At 70.9% G+C, this 15,926-nt stretch carries 12 protein-coding genes; 6 read left to right on the top strand and 6 right to left on the bottom strand.

Annotated features, from left to right (window positions below; genetic code table 11):
• Positions 1-9: 9 nt before the first annotated feature.
• Positions 10-1,752, bottom strand: coding sequence for a hypothetical protein (locus ACFYWM_RS38740; protein WP_389924908.1), 1,743 nt, complete (start codon positions 1,750-1,752; stop codon positions 10-12).
• Between the two features lie 787 nt (positions 1,753-2,539).
• On the opposite strand from ACFYWM_RS38740, the gene ACFYWM_RS38735 reads away from it, so the two are divergent.
• Both ACFYWM_RS38735 and ACFYWM_RS38730 read left to right on the top strand, forming a co-directional pair.
• The gene (locus ACFYWM_RS38735) at positions 2,540-2,788 is read left to right on the top strand and encodes a hypothetical protein (RefSeq protein WP_389924905.1); all 249 of its coding nucleotides are present in this window, start codon (positions 2,540-2,542) and stop codon (positions 2,786-2,788) included.
• A gap of 30 nt (positions 2,789-2,818) precedes the next feature.
• The gene (locus ACFYWM_RS38730; protein ID WP_389924902.1) at positions 2,819-3,967 is read left to right on the top strand and encodes an oxalate decarboxylase family bicupin; all 1,149 of its coding nucleotides are present in this window, start codon (positions 2,819-2,821) and stop codon (positions 3,965-3,967) included.
• 284 nt (positions 3,968-4,251) lie between these two features.
• Here ACFYWM_RS38730 and ACFYWM_RS38725 read toward each other — a convergent pair whose 3' ends face one another.
• The gene (locus tag ACFYWM_RS38725) at positions 4,252-4,842 is read right to left on the bottom strand and encodes a hypothetical protein (RefSeq protein WP_389924899.1); all 591 of its coding nucleotides are present in this window, start codon (positions 4,840-4,842) and stop codon (positions 4,252-4,254) included.
• A 667-nt stretch (positions 4,843-5,509) separates the two neighbouring features.
• Here ACFYWM_RS38725 and ACFYWM_RS38720 point away from each other — a divergent pair.
• Complete coding sequence (locus tag ACFYWM_RS38720) at positions 5,510-5,773, top strand: DUF6355 family natural product biosynthesis protein (RefSeq protein ID WP_389924896.1); 264 nt, start codon at positions 5,510-5,512, stop codon at positions 5,771-5,773.
• A gap of 415 nt (positions 5,774-6,188) precedes the next feature.
• Here ACFYWM_RS38720 and ACFYWM_RS38715 read toward each other — a convergent pair whose 3' ends face one another.
• Positions 6,189-6,731 (bottom strand): DUF302 domain-containing protein, encoded by a 543-nt coding sequence (locus ACFYWM_RS38715; protein WP_389924894.1) that lies wholly within the window; start codon positions 6,729-6,731, stop codon positions 6,189-6,191.
• A gap of 241 nt (positions 6,732-6,972) precedes the next feature.
• Between ACFYWM_RS38715 and ACFYWM_RS38710 the strand changes: the two genes are divergently transcribed.
• Positions 6,973-7,467, top strand: coding sequence for a winged helix-turn-helix transcriptional regulator (locus tag ACFYWM_RS38710; RefSeq protein WP_389924891.1), 495 nt, complete (start codon positions 6,973-6,975; stop codon positions 7,465-7,467).
• Here ACFYWM_RS38710 and ACFYWM_RS38705 read toward each other — a convergent pair.
• The 3 genes from ACFYWM_RS38705 to ACFYWM_RS38695 form a co-directional block, all read right to left on the bottom strand.
• Complete coding sequence (locus ACFYWM_RS38705; RefSeq protein ID WP_389924888.1) at positions 7,460-8,563, bottom strand: enolase C-terminal domain-like protein; 1,104 nt, start codon at positions 8,561-8,563, stop codon at positions 7,460-7,462. The genes ACFYWM_RS38710 and ACFYWM_RS38705 overlap by 8 nt on opposite strands.
• 193 nt (positions 8,564-8,756) lie before the next feature.
• Positions 8,757-10,868 (bottom strand): hypothetical protein, encoded by a 2,112-nt coding sequence (locus tag ACFYWM_RS38700; RefSeq protein WP_389924886.1) that lies wholly within the window; start codon positions 10,866-10,868, stop codon positions 8,757-8,759.
• A gap of 95 nt (positions 10,869-10,963) precedes the next feature.
• Complete coding sequence (locus tag ACFYWM_RS38695) at positions 10,964-13,138, bottom strand: glycogen debranching N-terminal domain-containing protein (RefSeq protein WP_389924883.1); 2,175 nt, start codon at positions 13,136-13,138, stop codon at positions 10,964-10,966.
• A gap of 176 nt (positions 13,139-13,314) precedes the next feature.
• Between ACFYWM_RS38695 and ACFYWM_RS38690 the strand changes: the two genes are divergently transcribed.
• On the top strand, positions 13,315-14,463 hold the full coding sequence (locus ACFYWM_RS38690; RefSeq protein WP_389924881.1) for a LacI family DNA-binding transcriptional regulator: 1,149 nt from the start codon (positions 13,315-13,317) through the stop codon (positions 14,461-14,463).
• 56 nt (positions 14,464-14,519) lie between these two features.
• Positions 14,520-15,791, top strand: a complete 1,272-nt coding sequence (locus ACFYWM_RS38685) for an extracellular solute-binding protein (protein ID WP_389924878.1) — start codon at positions 14,520-14,522, stop codon at positions 15,789-15,791.
• Positions 15,792-15,926: the final 135 nt, after the last annotated feature.

Below are 15,926 nucleotides of genomic sequence, written 5' to 3'. Positions count from 1 at the left end.
CCGCCCCGCTCACGACTTCAGCTTGAGCCTCTTCCTCGACGCGCCCGGGAACACGACGACCAGGTGCTCCTCCCCCGCGTCGCCGACCCGCACGTGGACACGGAGCCGGTAGCGGCCCTTCCCCGCTATCGCCAGGTTCGGCATCGGGGCAGCCGCGCCCACCTCTCCGTCCTCGCCCATCTCCGGCACGGTGAGCCGGCCGCCGCGGCTGACGATCGGCACCTCGGTGACCCGGTCCCATCCGGCCGTCCGCAGTGGCGGCGCGGCGCGCAGGGCCTTCACCGTGAGGCACAGATCGATGACGTCCTCGATGTGCCCGACGAGCACCGCGTTGCGGGTCACCCCGATGAGTGTGCCGTCGTCGTACATCTTGTCGATCGCCCGCTCCCACGCCTCCTCGGCCGTCTCGTCGGTCTCCTCGTCCTCGGAGTCGTGGACCATGTAGCCGTGATCGCCGTCGGCGAACAGGAAGTACTTGGCCGTGGCCTGGACGACACCCTTCGTCCGGGGCCACGGGTCGCGGCAGCTCGCGTTCTCCTTGGCGATGTAGGCGGTGTTCGCCGCCTCCGTCTCCGCGGTCGACCGCAGCAGCTCGGGATGGGTCGCGCGGATGATCTCCGGGCAGACGTAGACGAGGTCCCACGGGTCCGCGCCCCAGGCGGGCCGCTCGCTCCCGGCCCGCGTCAGGATCGCCTCCCGCTCGCCGGGGTCCTTCGCACGGCACAGCGCCCGCCCGGACGCGAGGATCTGCTGGTCCGACGCGCTTTCCGGGAACATGGGCGAGACCCCGCCGTCCGTGCTCCGCGCCCGGCACAGGAACGCGGCGTCGCGTTCCGCGGGTTTCAGGTCGCCGAAAGCGGGCCGGTCGTAGCAGTCCGCCGACCAGCCGGTGTAGGTGAGGTGCGGGTTCTGCTCCGGGTGGATCATCGCGATGACCGGCAGTACGGCCACGGCCGCCACCGCGACGCGGACCGCGCGCCGCCGGGCGGGCGGACGTTCCGCCGGGCGGCCCTCGACGGTCAGTTCACGGGCGGTCGCCGCCATCCACACGGTGCCGACGAACCCCACCGCGTCCATCACGACCGACACCGCCAGGTTGTCGTTGGGGAACCTTCCGAGGAATTCAGGAAAGAGGACGTCGAACAGGATCGACAGTACGAAGACCCCCACCGACGACCACCCGGCGATCAGCGTGCCACGGCTCCACCGGCCGTCGCGCCACTGCCCGACGATCGTGATGACGGTCGCCGCCACTCCGGCCAGCATCAGGCCCCATGCGACGACGTAGCTCGATCCGAGCTCCGGGAGGTCGAGATCGTCGAGCAGTTCGTTGGCCATCCCGGCCAGCTCGACCGCGAACACCGTTCCGGCCGCCGCGCGCAGCACGCGGGACCGCCAGCGGATGACGAGCAGGTAGAGGACGTCGATCGCGGTCCACAGCGCGAGCAGGATCGTCGTCTCGACCGCACCGGGGAGCAGCCCGAGCGGAAACCACAGCACGAGGGTGTACGCCACCGCCAGGTACAGCAGCCGGCGCAGCGCCCTCTCCCGGCGGCTCAGCGGTCCCGGCACGGGGGCGCGCAGGATCAGCCACAGGAACGCGGCCTTCACCAGGGCGGCCACGAGCAGCCCCGCTGTCGTCAGGGTGTCGAACCCGGTGCGCGCGTAGAACCCCTCATAGGGCGGCGGCGACCAGTCGACGGCCATCCAGAGCCAGGCGTCACCGAGCACCAGGCCCGCGATCGTCGCCATAAGAATCAGGCCTACTAACCCAATCCTGATAATTCGCCATAAGCCATCCGAAAGCACGAGACGTGATCTTAGCGCGGCACCGTAGTACAGGCGGACAGAGCGGAACGAGCGGTAACTCCCCGCCGATCGGACTCCATGACAGCCTCGGCCGGCGCCCCCGCCGTGGATGGTCCGGGCGGGTCGATGTCCCGTTGTCCCGTAGGCCTTTCACACGACCCACCGGCGGTCAAACCGGACGGCGAGGCGGCGTGGAGGGCGAGGGCCCTGTTGCGAAGGGCGGGGTTCCCCCGTTCGCCTCACAAAATTTGTCCCGATTTATCATGAATCTGAAAATAAATCCGATTTAAGGGGATTAGTCGGTGCTTGTTAGTTGAACGCTGTCGACCTGCCCCTTTCGTGGATCGGCGCCGTTTTACACCCCTCTTCATATGGGTATCCCTGACCCCGTACTCCCGTTCCGGCGACGCAAGCAGAAAATCCCCATTTGTATGATGATTCAGCGAAGCTCGGTGATTTTTCAGAGCAAACCGGTGGGTTCGGGCGAGCGCACACCGCCGTGGATCATCCCCGCCGGACACCTCGGCGACATGGCCCCGAATCTCCGTGCGACCGTCACCGCGCGGCCGGGAGGCAGGAGAGTCGCCCACGCCGCCCCCGCGCGAGGACCGGCCCTCGCGGCGGCGATCACGTACGCGGATCACGATCGCCGTCGCGACCGCGGCCACCCTTCCCGGCCCTTCACCGCCGATCCCCCCGCCGCCCCGACATGCGAATGAGAGCCCTCGCGATGCACGACGACACCATGCCGGAAACCGACCGGCCCTCGTACGAGATGGTGATTCCCATTCCCCTGTCGAGGATACGGGTCAGGTTCTTCGTCCTCGCCGTCCTGACCGTCGGCTGCGCGCTTTCCGGCCTCTCCGTCCGGCTCACCCTGACGCTGATGCTCATGTGCGTCGCGATTTTCCTCGCCGTGGCGGCCACGGGGGGAAGGGAGCTCATTCACTCCCTTTTCCTCGTGCCGCCGAAACGGTGATCACAATATGGTTCGAAAGGATGATCTCATATGACCGGATCCACGCAGTCGAGGATTCCGCAGCCGCAACGCAACGGCAAGGGTGGCACCGACACCGGCCCGCGGAACATCGACCTGGATTTGCAGAATCCCGACATGCTCACTCCGCCGGAAACCGACAGCGGCACCATCCCGAACATGAAGTTTCCCTACGCCATGGCCCACACCCGGATAGAGGAGGGCGGCTGGACCCGTGAGATCACCCGGCGCGAGCTGCCGATCGCCACCACGCTCGCCGGTGTCGACATGAAACTCAACCCCGGCGCCTACCGCGAGCTGCACTGGCACAAGGAGGCCGAATGGGGTTACGTGCTGGAGGGAAGCTGCCGGATCGGCGCCGTCGACCAGGAAGGACGCAATTTCCTCGAAGACGTGGAGAGGGGCGACCTGTGGTTCTTCCCCAAGGGCGTGCCGCACTACATCCAGGCGCTGGAGGAAGGGGTGGAGTTCCTGCTCGTCTTCGACGACGGCGGGTTCTCCGAGAACTCCACCTTCATGATCAGTGACTTCTTCGCCCACACCCCCAAAAGCGTGCTGGCGAAGAACTTCGGCTGGACGCCGGAGCAGATGGCGAACATGCCGGAGAAGGAGAAGTACATCTTCCAGGGGCAGGTCCCCCCTCCCCTGGACTCCGACCGGATCGTCAGCCCCACGGGCGACGTGCCCCAGACGTTCAAGCACAGGATGCACGCGCAGCAGCCGCAGCGTTTCTCCGGCGGGTCCGTCCGGATCGCCGACTCCACGAACTTCAAGGCGGCCACCACGATCGCCGCCGCGCTGGTGGAGGTCGATCCGGGCGGCCTGCGCGAGCTGCACTGGCACCCCACCAACGACGAGTGGCAGTACTACATCTCCGGTTCCGGCCGGATGGGGGTGTTCGCGAGCTCGGGCCTGGCCCGCACCTTCGACTTCCGGGCGGGCGACGTCGGCTACGTCCCCTTCGCCTACGGGCACTACATCGAGAACCTCGGCGACGAGCCGCTGATCTTCCTGGAGATGTTCCGCGACTCCCGGTTCGCGGACATCTCGGCGACCCAGTGGATGGCCAACCTCCCGCCGCAGGTCAGCGCCGACACCCTGAATGTGCCTCGTTCGATGATCGAGGCACTGCCGAAGGACAAGCGCCCCGTCGTCGCCTGACATCCCCGCCGGGGGCGCATGGGCCGTGGCCGGTCCCGCCGAGCCTGGTCCCGCGACAGGAGCGATCGTCCGGAACACCCGGCCGGGCAGGCTCGCCCCTGCGAGGAATCGGCCTCGCCGTAGAAGCGTTCCGGCCCGTGACGACTCGCTCGTCACGGGCCGGAACATTGGGTCCGAATACCCCTTGACCGGACTCGAAGCCGCTTATCGCTGTTGACCGCTTCGTTGTTTCAAGACCGTGCCCGGAATTACCATGGCCCATAAAAGTGGCCCGGTACGACGGCTCACCACCAGTGCTTTCCCACGGAGAGGAAACGGCCGCTGTTGTCCGTCAGATCGGGCTCGTTCACCAGGAATTCGATGGACGGCGGAGCGTTCTCCAGTATGCGCAGACATCCACTGTAGGAGCCCGCGACGTACCAGCGCCAAGGCACCATGGTGCCGCCCGGCGTGCGACCGTCGGGAACGCTGCCGTTGCTCTCCAAACGCACCTGCCCCTGCCGGACGCGCATCAACAGCGCGAACTGCCGCAGCCCCGGTGCGGGCCAGCCTCCCAACGCGGGCGCGTTCACCGGATCGCCGTCAGGTCCCTTCACGGCACCCCCTCCGGGTTGAACGTGAATCGCCCCTGTCGCCCGGAAACTGAGAAGGTCGTCCGGCAGGTATCCGGGCGGGCTCGTATAGGGAAGTAGCGCCGCGCCGGGCATGTTGAAGGCGTTCTGGTACGAGCTTGACTCGTACAGACACCTTTCCAGCGGGTTCACCACTCCCGCGACGACCGGAGCGGCGGGAACGACGGTCATTGACACGGTGACGACCAGAGTGAACACCACGGCGGCCGGTAACCGACGCCGGCCGGCAAAGGGCATGACCATACGCCATATACCTCACAGCGAGAAAGGAATGTCAACAGCCCCTACCGGCGGGCTCGCTCGTTCGACTGTCGCGAGCCGTCCTTCCCGTGGAGGCGGTGGTGACGTTGCGTGAACGTCTCCGGAAGGTGCCGCCGGACGGCGTCCGCCCGCGAGGTGGGTAAGCGCCGATCATCGCCTGATTCTGCTTCACGCTATTGCGCGAAGGGCCGTGATGATCTTCTATGAAGGCAGGCCCCGGTCAGGGAAGGGGAACCCCGAACGCTCGGAAAGGGTGATCACCGTCCAGTTCGCCTGCCCGTTCGTGCAGCTCCCGGGTGTACAGTCCCCCGGATCGCACAGGCAAAAGACCCCGCTTCACAGTCCGTGGTGACCGTCCAAGGCCGCACCGAAGCCCGACTTCCCCCTCCCCGGTTACCACGAGATCACCAATCGCCACATGAACGACGACTCCTGATGGTTCGCCCACGGCAGGCCCCTGCGCAGGGGCACGTGGGCTGACGGAGCCCGGCTGGGCCGACCGCGGGGCCGCGGTCCGGGAAGCCCGATCGACACTGACGTGAAGGAGATTGAAGTGCTGACTGTCAAACGCGCCTTGGGCGGATTGCTCCTTGCCGGCGGAGTACTCGCCGGAGCACTCATACCGGCCACGGCCGCAGGAGCCGCACAGGTGTCCAACGGTCCCTCCTCAGCCACCGCCTCTCAGGGCGTCGGCGTCTTCGCGGCCCCCGTCGGCGTGCGATGTGGCGCCTACCTCACCGGCGAGGCGTGGGGGGCGGATCTCCGCTACTACCACTGCGGGAACACCAGGATCCTTGTCGAGATAGACAACATCTCCGGACCCAACCAATACACGTGCGTGGATCCGTGGGAGGACAAGTACGTCGCGGAACGCCAGACTGCCGACAACGCCTGGTACGTAGGCCTGTGCTAGCGCGCATTCCCTGACGAAGGGAAGGGCGTCCGCTCGGGCGGGCGCCCTTCCACGGGTCACCACGACATTCGACCGGACTCACGAGATCGGGGTGCTGGGCCGCTGGACGACCCGGCTTCCCTCGTCGCCACCGGCCACCATCGTGAAACCGGAGACCGCCGATCCAGCTCGCCGGAGCTCGTCTCCGTGCTCGGGCGGGCGCCGGACCGGCGCGGCACCTCGGCCGGGCCGGGCCCGCGTGGCGAGGTCACGCGCTTCCCGGGGTGCCCGCCCCGGGTTCTTCGGTGGCCGCCGGTCGCGCCGGCGCCCACGGCCAGGATCCTCACCGCGTGCTCGCCTCGGCCACCTCCGCCGCCACGGCGTGGGCTCGCGGGCGGCAGCCGGCGCGAGCCGCACAGGAGGGAAAGCGGGACTTTCACCTATGGGTGACCAGTTCGGCGGGTACGGGCGCGTCGAGGTGCTCCAGCAGGGCGGCGAGCTTACGGTCCAGCTCCAGGCCGACCTCGGTGATGCGCGGGTCGGCGAAGCTGGAGAAGCGGGTGCTCGGCTGGTCCACGGCGAACCGGGTCGTGCCCCGCGCGTCCTCGTAGATCGCCGTGCGCAGCGGCGCGTAGAGCAGGACGGCCGGATCGTGGCGGAACATCCGCTGGGCGATCGTGTGGTTGCCCATCAAATACTCGACGCACAGCCACCGGTCCCCGGCCGACCCCATCAGTGGCATGGCCTCGAAGCTCCAGTAGATGAGGAAGTCGTGCGGCGCGTTCTCGGCCGTCGCCCGCAGGACGGCGTCCCAGCCGGCGCCGTCCTCGACGAGCCGCTCGAAGCGGGCGGCGTCGAACGGGGGGACGGCGCGCTCGTAGCGCTCACGGAACTCCCGGAACGGAGCGGGGACGGCGACGGTGAGGCGGTTCACCTCGTGAGTGACGGTGTGGACCCCGGTGTCGGTCTGCTGGGTCATGATCTCTCCGGTGGTGTCTCATGGTCGATGACGCGGTCGGCGATCCGCTCGGCCGGGCGCCGACGCCCCGGGCACTCGCGTACGCCGGTCTGCCGTGGACGTCGCCACCGTGCCCCTCACCCGCGACACCGGGAGCGGCGAACAAGCTCCTGACTTGCGATTCGACAGCCAGGCATATGACCGACCGTATGAAGTAGACTTGCTTATTGCAAGCCAGCTATGGGCGAAAGGGGTTAAAGCCTTGGCAACCGATCGAAAGGCGCGGGTGGGGGCGCCCTGCCCGATCGGCCGGGCCGTCGACGCCGTCGGGGAGCGGTGGACGCTGCTGATCCTGCGCAACGCCACGCTGGGCACGACCCGCTTCGAGGACTTCCGGTCGGAGCTGGGCATCGCCGACAACATCCTGTCCGCCCGGCTCGGCCGCCTCGTCGAGCGCGGCCTGCTCACCCGGGTCCCCTACCGCGACGGCGGGCGCACCCGCGACGAGTACCGCCTCACCGCGGCGGGCGCCGACCTCCTCCCGGTGCTGCACGCCCTCGCCGCCTGGGGCCAGGAGCACACCGTGCCCGACGAGCCCGCCGAACCCATGCGGGTCGTCCACCGCACCTGCGGCCAGGTCACCACACCGGGCGGCCGCTGTGACCACTGCGGGCGGCCCGTGCTCCGCGAGGAGGAGGCGTGGGTGCGCCCCTGGCGGTCGTCCGAGCCGACCCCCCTCGCGAGCCCCGTCACCTGAGAGCCGCGTACCGGGCGATCGCGTCCTCGTCCCAGGTGATCCCCAGCCCCGGCCCCACCGCCGTGACGCGGCCGTCGACCGGCCGGTACGGGGTGAGCAGCACCGGGCCGGCGAGATCGAGGTACTCCATCCAGCCGGCGGTGGGCGTCACCGCCATGGCGTGCGCGCTCGCCTCGACGAAGAGGTGGCTGGAGACCGGCAGCGAGGCCGCCTGCGCCTGTCCCGCCGCGAGCGTCCAGCCGGTGAAGCCGCCGATCTTCATGATGTCGAACATGGCGAAGTCGCAGGCCGACGCCGCGATGGCCGCGTGGCACCCGTTCGGGAACCACCAGTTCTCCCCGGTCTGGATCCTCGCGCCGGTGGTGCGCCGTACGTATGAATGGCCGGCGAGGTCCTCGGCGGCGACCGGCTCCTCCACCCAGTAGAGGTCGAACTCGCGGAGCCGCTCGATTCGCCGCCGGGCCTCCTGCGGGTCGAGTGACTGGTTGTAGTCGACCATCAGCTCGACGTCGGGTCCGATGATCTCGCGGACCCGTCGCACGACCGCCACGTCGCGGGCCGCGTCCGGATAGCCGATCTTGATTTTGATCGCCCGGAACCCGTTCTCGACAGAGCTCCGCAGGGCCCGCTCCTCCCGCCGGGGGTCCAGCATGCCGTAGCTGTCATAGGCCCGCAGCATGACGGGCTCGCCGCCGAGAAGGGTGGCGACGGGTTGATCGACCAGCTTGCCGAGGGCGTCCCAGAGCGCCATCTCGATCCCCGACACGACCATGCCGAGCAGCCCCTGCGTCCCGAGCAGCCGGAACCGCGCCTGGAGCTCCCACATCCGTCGTACCGGCGAAACGGTCCTGCCGGCCAGTTCGGGGGCGAGTTCGCGGACGATCGAGGTCAGGGCGGGGAGCACCGCCGGGCTGTAGGCGAAGACGTAGGAGTGTCCGGTCACCCCGCCCTCGATGATCACGTCGAGCAGGACGAGCGGGGCGGCCGACGCCGCCCCCGACGCTGTGCGCAGGGGCCGCGCCATGGGGACGACGACCGGACGCGCGCGCACCTCCGAGATCGCCGGGAGCGCCGTCGTGCCGGGTTGATCACTCACGGGTCCATGGTGCGACGCCCGCGAGGCGTCCCAGTGGACGACACACCGGCGGGCCCGGCCGTCACCGCCCCGGAACGGGCACACGACCGCGACGGACGACCCCGGGGGCGGAACGCGAGGAAGGCGGGAAGGCTAGAGAGACTTTTCCAAAGTGAGAAGGAAGCCCTCCCATGGCCTCGCGACCCGCACACTATCAGGCGGGGATCAGCTCGTGCAGCGTCCCGGGCGTGTAGACCCGCGTGCCCTCCGGGAGATCGGCCGGTGCCCACAGGCCGATGTAGGTGGTGTGCTCACCCTTCGAGCCCTTGCGTCGCAGCAGGTCGGCCAGGTGGCGGACGCGCAGGTGGTCACGTTCGACGATCGAGCGCACCAGGAGGGAGGCCGTGACGCGGTTGCCCTCCACCTGGTTGAATCCGGGGTACCCCTTCAGATAGAGGTGCAGCCACTTCACCCGCCAGGCGCCGTCGTCTCCGCGCAGGAAGACGAGCGGCAGGGCGACCCGCCCCGCGCCGCGCAGGTCGGACTTCATGCGCACGGTACGCGGCTCGAACGGCATGCCCTCCTGCTCGGCGTCCCTGGTCATGTAGCCGAAGAACGCCTCGGCGGCCTCGTCGAACGCCTCGCCGTCGTAGATGTTCACCTGCGGGATGATGATCGAGCGCTTCGCCTGCGCGAGGCGGATGTTGACGAACTCGCTCGCGCCGTCGGGGGCCTCGGTGAGGTCGCCCGAGTACTCGGCGAAGTCGTTGCCGTAGTTCGTCCACGAGATGTGCTGAGGATTGCCGTAGGAGTCGTCCAGCATCAGGGCCGACAGGTCGTAGTCGGTGCGCCGCTCGGACTGCCGCCAGTGGACGAAGAACCGCAGCAGCTCCCCGTCCACCGCCGACAGCGAGCCGCGCGGCAGCATGCCCAGTCCGGGCGCGACGGCCTTGGCCGACAGCGGCAGGGCGATGTCGAGCGCCTCGGGGTCGACGACGAGCGTGCCGGGGTCGGGAAGCCTGCGGATGATCTCCTCGTCCAGGATGGCCACCGCCCGCGACACGACGTCCTCCTCGATCGGGGAGCGGGCGTCGTCCGTCGCCCACGCCCTGCCGTGCCGGTTGACGAAGACGCGTCCGGCCGCGGGGGCGAGCCGGTTCTGCAGGTGCTCGCGCAGCGACAGCAGGACCCGGCCCGAGGCGCCGCCCGCGGCCCTCTCGGCGGCGTCCAGCACCGCCGAGGCCGGGGAGCCGGTCCGCAGCAGGTGGTCGAGACGGCGCAGCAGCGCGCCGGGTGCCCTCTCCAGCAGCTCGACCGCCTCGCCGGTGCGGCCGTCCGACAGGGCCGCCTCCACCCGGCTGTCGAGCCCCCGCGCCCGGCGTACGCCCCGGGCGACCTCGAAGACCTGCGCGGCGCGCGGGAACTTCGGGTGCTCGCCGGGGTGGAGCCGCTCGCCGAGCCGCTTCCACCGCTCCCGGTACCGCGGGACGTCGCCGAGTCCGGCCGGGGAGGCGACCTCGTCCAGGGCCCCCAGGAGAGCCCGGCGCTCGGCCCGGGAGAACGAGCGGAACCTGGTGGGGGTGGCCAGCGTGACGTCACCGCCGGAGCAGCCGCAGGCGAGCCGGAGCACGTCGGTCACCGTGTCCACGAGCAGCGGGCGGCCCGCCGCCAGGCGCGCCTCGTTGATGACGGCGCGGTTCTCGCGCATCGGGATACGCTCGAGCTCGTCGGCGCCGAACGCGGCCAGCGACCGCAGCGCCGCCAGGTCCTCGGCCGACGGCGGCACCTCCGAGCCCGCCATCGAGAGGTACAGCTCGCGCGCCTCCGACTCCAGGCTCGCGCCCAGTTCCAGCACGGTCACCCGGTCGCCGGCCAGCGCGATGAGCTCGGCGTGCGCGCCCAGCAGGTCGGCGTAGGTGTGCTGGTAGCGGCCGTACCTGGGCAGTGCGAGCAGGTTGAGCGCCGGCGACCGGACGGCCTTGGCCCCGGCCGGATCGAGCATGGCTTCGCGCATCAGCCCGACCCAGAACTTCAGGGTGTCGGGCACGTTCTTCGGGAAGTCGATGAAGTACGCGTTGTGCTGGACATGATCGCCCACGAGGTGGCGGACGGCCGCCAGGACCCGTACGCCGAGATCGACCACCGCCTCCCCGGGCAGCCCGGCCAGGCGTTCGAGCAGGGCCGCCGAACACTTGAAACCGACGCTCAGCAGCGCGGCGTCGAGCTGGCGGGCGGCCACCTCCCCCCAGTCAGGGGTGGTGGCCGCGGGGGCGTCGATGGGGACTCGAAGCCGCCTGGCGACGACGAGGCTTTCCAGAGTGTCCACGGGTGCACCATACCGACGAGAAGGGGCGACTTTCTGACGTTTTCGTGCTTGCGTGATCATGCGCCCCGGCACGCTCTTCGGCGCCGGGGCTCAGCTCACGTCGAGGCCCGGTCGACGGAGATGCCGCCGGGCAGGCCGGTCACGACGACCTCGCCCTCCCGGTCGACGGCCGCGCCCACCTCCGCCCCGGCGACCCGCAGGCCGCTGGCGGAGACCGCGCCCAGGGGGGCGCCGGCGAGCGGGCGCAGCAGCATCCGACCGCCGGGCACGTCGGGGTAGAGGCCGAGGGCGGCGTGCACGACGGTCACCGCGGCGGCGGCGGACCACGCCTGCGGGCGGCAGGCGGCGGGGTAGGGAACCGGGCGCCCGAGCGCCGAGCGGTCGTCGCCGCCGAACAGCTCCGGCAGCCGGTAGCCGAACGTCTCCCCGGCCGCGAGCAACCCCTCGGCCAGGGTCGCCGCGTGCGCGGCGAATCCGGCGCGGGCCAGGCCGGCGACCACGATCGCCGTGTCGTGCGCCCAGATCGACCCGCAGTGGTACGACAGCGGGCTGAAGCCGCCCGCGTCCGCCGACATCGTCCGCAGGCCGAAGCCACCGGCCATCTCCGGGGAGACGAGAAGGTCGGCGATCCCGGCCTCCTCGGCCCCGGTGAGCAGGCCGGTGCCGAGCAGGTGCCCGATGTTGCTGGTCAGCGCGTCGACCGGGCGCTTGTCCCGGTCGAGGGCCAGGGCGGGGAACCTCCCCCTCGGCCCGTCCACCCAGAACCGCGCCCGGAAGCGCTCGGCCAGCGCCGCGGCGTGCTCGCGCCAGCGGGCCGCGCCGGGGCGGCCGAACGCCTCCAGCAGGTCGGCTCCCTGCCGGGCCGCCTGGTGGGCGTACCCCTGCACCTCGACCAGGGCGATGGGCGGCTGGGCCTGGCGGCCGTCGTGGAAGCGCAGCGCGTCGCCGGAGTCCTTCCAGCCCTGGTTGGCCAGGCCCTTGCCGCTGGTGTCGACGTACTCGACGAAACCGTCCCCGTCGGGGTCGGCGGGGCCGCCGAGCCAGCCGAGGGCGGCCTCCAGGTTGGGCAGCAGCGCGGCGATCTCGCCGACGGGAGCGCCCCAGCGCCAGGCGTCGTGCAGCAGGCCGATCCACAGCGGCGTGGCGTCGATCGTGCCGTAGTAGGCGGCGGGCAGGTGCAGGCCGTTGCCCTCGACCGTGAAGTCGTGCCGGCGCAGCTCGTGCAGGATCTTTCCCGGGGCCTCGCCGGAGCCGGGGTCGAACCCGGTCCCCTGCCTGCGGGCCAGCACCCGCAGGGTGCCCATCGCCAGTTCCGTGCCGAGCGGCAGCAGCATGCGGGCGGCCCAGATGCTGTCGCGGCCGAAGAGGGTGAGGAACCAGGGCACTCCCGCGCCGAGGAAGGTGTCGCCGGGGGCGGCGGTCTCGGCCAGCCGCAGCGAGCGCAGGTCGTCCATGGACCGCTCGAAGAGCCTGCTCAGCCGGTGGTCGGCGGCGACGACCCGGGGCGCCCCCTCCCCCACCGCCCACTCGGCGGGGCGGTCGGGCGCGATCACCACGGCCTGCGGGTCGCGCACCTCGACCTTCCAGGACAGGGTGACCCGGCCGCGCGGCGCCAGCTCGACCGGCCAGCGCAGGAAACCCGTGCGCGTGTAACCGGCGGGCCCGGTGGACCCAGCGGACCCGGTGCTCTCGGTGGCCTCGGCGCGCGCACCCGTGCCGGTCACCGCTACCCGGACGCCGCCGGAGTTCCAGGAGATCGCGTCGGGCGCGGTGCGCTCCGGCGCGGCCTCGGCGGTGTCGCCGCCGGACTTGACCACCTCGATGGGCGCGAAGTCGCAGCCCACCTCCAGGCTCACGACGGCGCTCACGGGGACGGTCGCGCTGGAGACGATCTCGACACGTTCCTCCATGCCACCCGGTACGACCTGCCGGAACCGTTCGATCCGTACAGTGGGATCGGGGACGGGATCACCCAGCCACCTGGCCAGCGTGACGAACCCGGTGGCGCCCGGACCCCGCTGCGCGTGGCCGACGGCCTCGGGCTCGCGGCCGTCGATCGTCAGGACGGCCCGCGACAGGGCGCGGGAGTCCGCGTGGAACACGCCCTGGACACCGGCCGGGCGGATCTGCCCGTCGCCGCCGCTCAGCGCGACGGTCGGCGCCGCCACGGTGCTGACGAGGTCGTGCAGCAGGGGCTGGAGACGGTGGGCCACGGCGGGACCGGCCACCGTGACCGCCTGCGGGGTGGGGGACGAGGCGTCGTCGAGCACGACTTACTCCCTGAGATCGTGTCGAGCCGGTGACGTCTTGACAGACGACGGCCGAGGGGTGCACATTGCGAAACACTCTCTTTACTTGAACGATCCAACCATTACGCTCCGCTTACTTGAACGATCCAATCATGCCGCATACCTCTTTGAACGTTCAAACCCCCAGAAGGGTGCATATGGCTACAAAGGTGACGATCACCGACGTCGCACGCCGTGCCGGGGTGTCGCGTCAGACGGTGTCGAACGTGCTCAACAGCCCCGAACTGGTCCGCGAGGAGACGCGCGACCGGGTGCGGGAGGCCATCGACGCGCTCGGCTACCGGGCCAGCCAGGCCGCGCGGCAGATGCGGACCGGCCGCTCCCGGTTGATCGCCACGCGCATCGAGCCGGACCGCGACGGCATCAACGGCTCGGTCCTGGACCGGTTCCTGCACGGGCTCACCGCCTCGGCGGCCCGCGCCGGATACCGGATCCTGCTGTACGCGGCGGGCGACGAGCGTTCGGAGATCGACACCTTCGACGACCTGGTCGGAAGCCACGAGCCGGACGCCTTCGTGCTCACCAGCACCTACCACGGCGACGGCCGCCCGGCCTGGCTGCGCGAGCGGCGGCTGCCGTTCGTCACGTTCGGGCGCCCCTGGGGAGACGCGGGGAACGCGGGAGACCCCGGGAACGCGGGAGATCCGGAGCACCCGTGGGTCGACGTGGACGGCGCGGCGGGCACCGCGGCGGCCACCCGTCACCTGCTCGACGCGGGACACCGGCGGATCGGGTTCCTGGGCTGGCCGCCCGGCTCCGGCGTGGGCGACGACCGCAGGTCCGGCTGGGCCAGGACCCTCGCCGAGGCGGGGGTCGACCCGGCCGGGCTGGACCAGGCCACCGACGACGGGGTGGCCGACGGCGAGAAGGCGGCCCGCGACCTGCTGCGCGGCGAGCGGCCGATCACCGCGCTGGTCTGCGCCAGCGACTCGCTCGCCCTCGGCGCGCTGCACGCCGTCCGCTCCCTGACGGCCTCGGGGCGGCTGACCGCCTCGGGGCGCCTCACGGCTGAGGGGCTTCTCACGGTCGGGGGACGGGCCGGCGGCGAGGAGGGCCTGCCGGTCCGCGTGATCGGTTTCGACGACACGCCGGTGGCGAAGGCGGTGGGGCTCAGCAGCGTCAGCCAGCCGCTGGCCGAGGCCGCGGCCGGCTGCGTCGGCCTGCTCACCCGCCTGTTCGACGCGCCCGCGCCCGGTGAACCCGGCGACCCCCTCGGCTCCGAGGCCGGTGGGCCTCGCACGCACGTACTGCTCCAGCCGTCCCTGGTCCTCCGGCAGTCGTCATGACCGCCTGATCACCCGACTCTCCTTCAGATCACCCCCCGGGAAGATTGGAAAACACGATGAAACAGCCGACCAAGCGGCACAGCCTCCGTACCGCCGCGCTCGCCGCGCTCGCGGTGGGCACCCTGGCGACCTCGGCCGCCTGTGGCAGCGGCTTCGACGACTCCGCCGGCCAGAGCGCCGCCCCGCAGAGCGGCGGGCCCGCCAAGCTGCAGGTGCTCATCGGCTCCTCCGGCGACGCGGAGACGAACGCGCTGCGCGCCGCCGCCCAGACGTGGTCGGCGTCCTCCGGCAGCACCGCGACGATCACCCCCGCCCAGGACCTGACCCAGCAGCTCGGCCAGGCCTTCGCCGGCAGCAACCCGCCGGACGTGTTCTACGTCGACGCCGCGCGCTTCGCCGACTACGCGAGCGTCGGGGCGCTGGAGCCGTACGCGGACAAGATCTCCGACGCCACCGACTTCTACCCCGGCCTGCGCGAGACGTTCACCCACGACGGCACCTTCTACTGCGTTCCCAAGGACTTCTCCACCCTGGCGCTCGTCGTCAACGACGACCTGTGGAAGAAGGCCGGGCTCACCGACGCCGACGTGCCGACCACCTGGGAGCAGCTCACCTCGGTCTCCGGGAAGCTCAAGGAGAAGCTGCCGGACGTCACCCCGCTGGTCATCGGCGACACCCGCGACCGGGTCGGCGCGTTCATGGTGGAGGCGGGCGGCTGGATCGTCAGCCCCGACGGCAAGAAGGCGACCGCCGACACCCCCGAGAACGTCGCGGGCCTCGGCTACGTCCAGGGACTGCTGAAGGACAAGCTCGCCCAGTTCCCCAAGCAGCTGGACGCGGGCTGGGGCGGCGAGGCGTTCGGCAAGGCCAAGGCCGCGATGACGATCGAGGGCAACTGGATCAAGGGCGCGATGAAGGCCGACTACCCGGACGTCAAGTACAGCGCCCACGAGCTGCCGGCCGGCCCCAAGGGCAAGGGCACCCTGTCTTTCACCACCTGCTGGGGCATCTCCGCCAAGAGCAAGTACAAGGAGCAGGCGATCGCCTTCGTCGAGGCGATGACCAAGGCCGACCAGCAGATGGCCTTCGCCAAGGCGTTCGGCGTGATGCCCTCGCGCCAGTCGGCCAAGGACGCCTTCACCCAGGCCTTCCCCGAGGACGCGCCGTTCGCCGACAGCGCCGAGTACGCCCAGGGACCGGTCAACGCCCCCAAGATGGACAGCGTGCTCGCCGACTTCGACACCGCGATCCAGCAGCTGCCCGCCGGTGACCCCAAGAAGATCCTGGCGAACCTGCAGAAGAACACCCAGGCCGCACTCGGCAACTGAGCCGGCCCGGCGCGGGGGGCCCCCCCCCCGGGGGGGGGGGCGGGGGCCGGGGGGCGGGGGGTGGGGGGGGGGGGGCGCGCGCCCCCCCCCCCGGGGGGCCCCCCCCCGCGGGGGGGGGGGGGCGCGCGGGGGACG

It is taken from the genome of Streptosporangium sp. NPDC002721 (assembly GCF_042888905.1).
Taxonomy (GTDB): domain Bacteria; phylum Actinomycetota; class Actinomycetes; order Streptosporangiales; family Streptosporangiaceae; genus Streptosporangium.
This window is presented reverse-complemented; position numbering and strand designations above follow the sequence as displayed.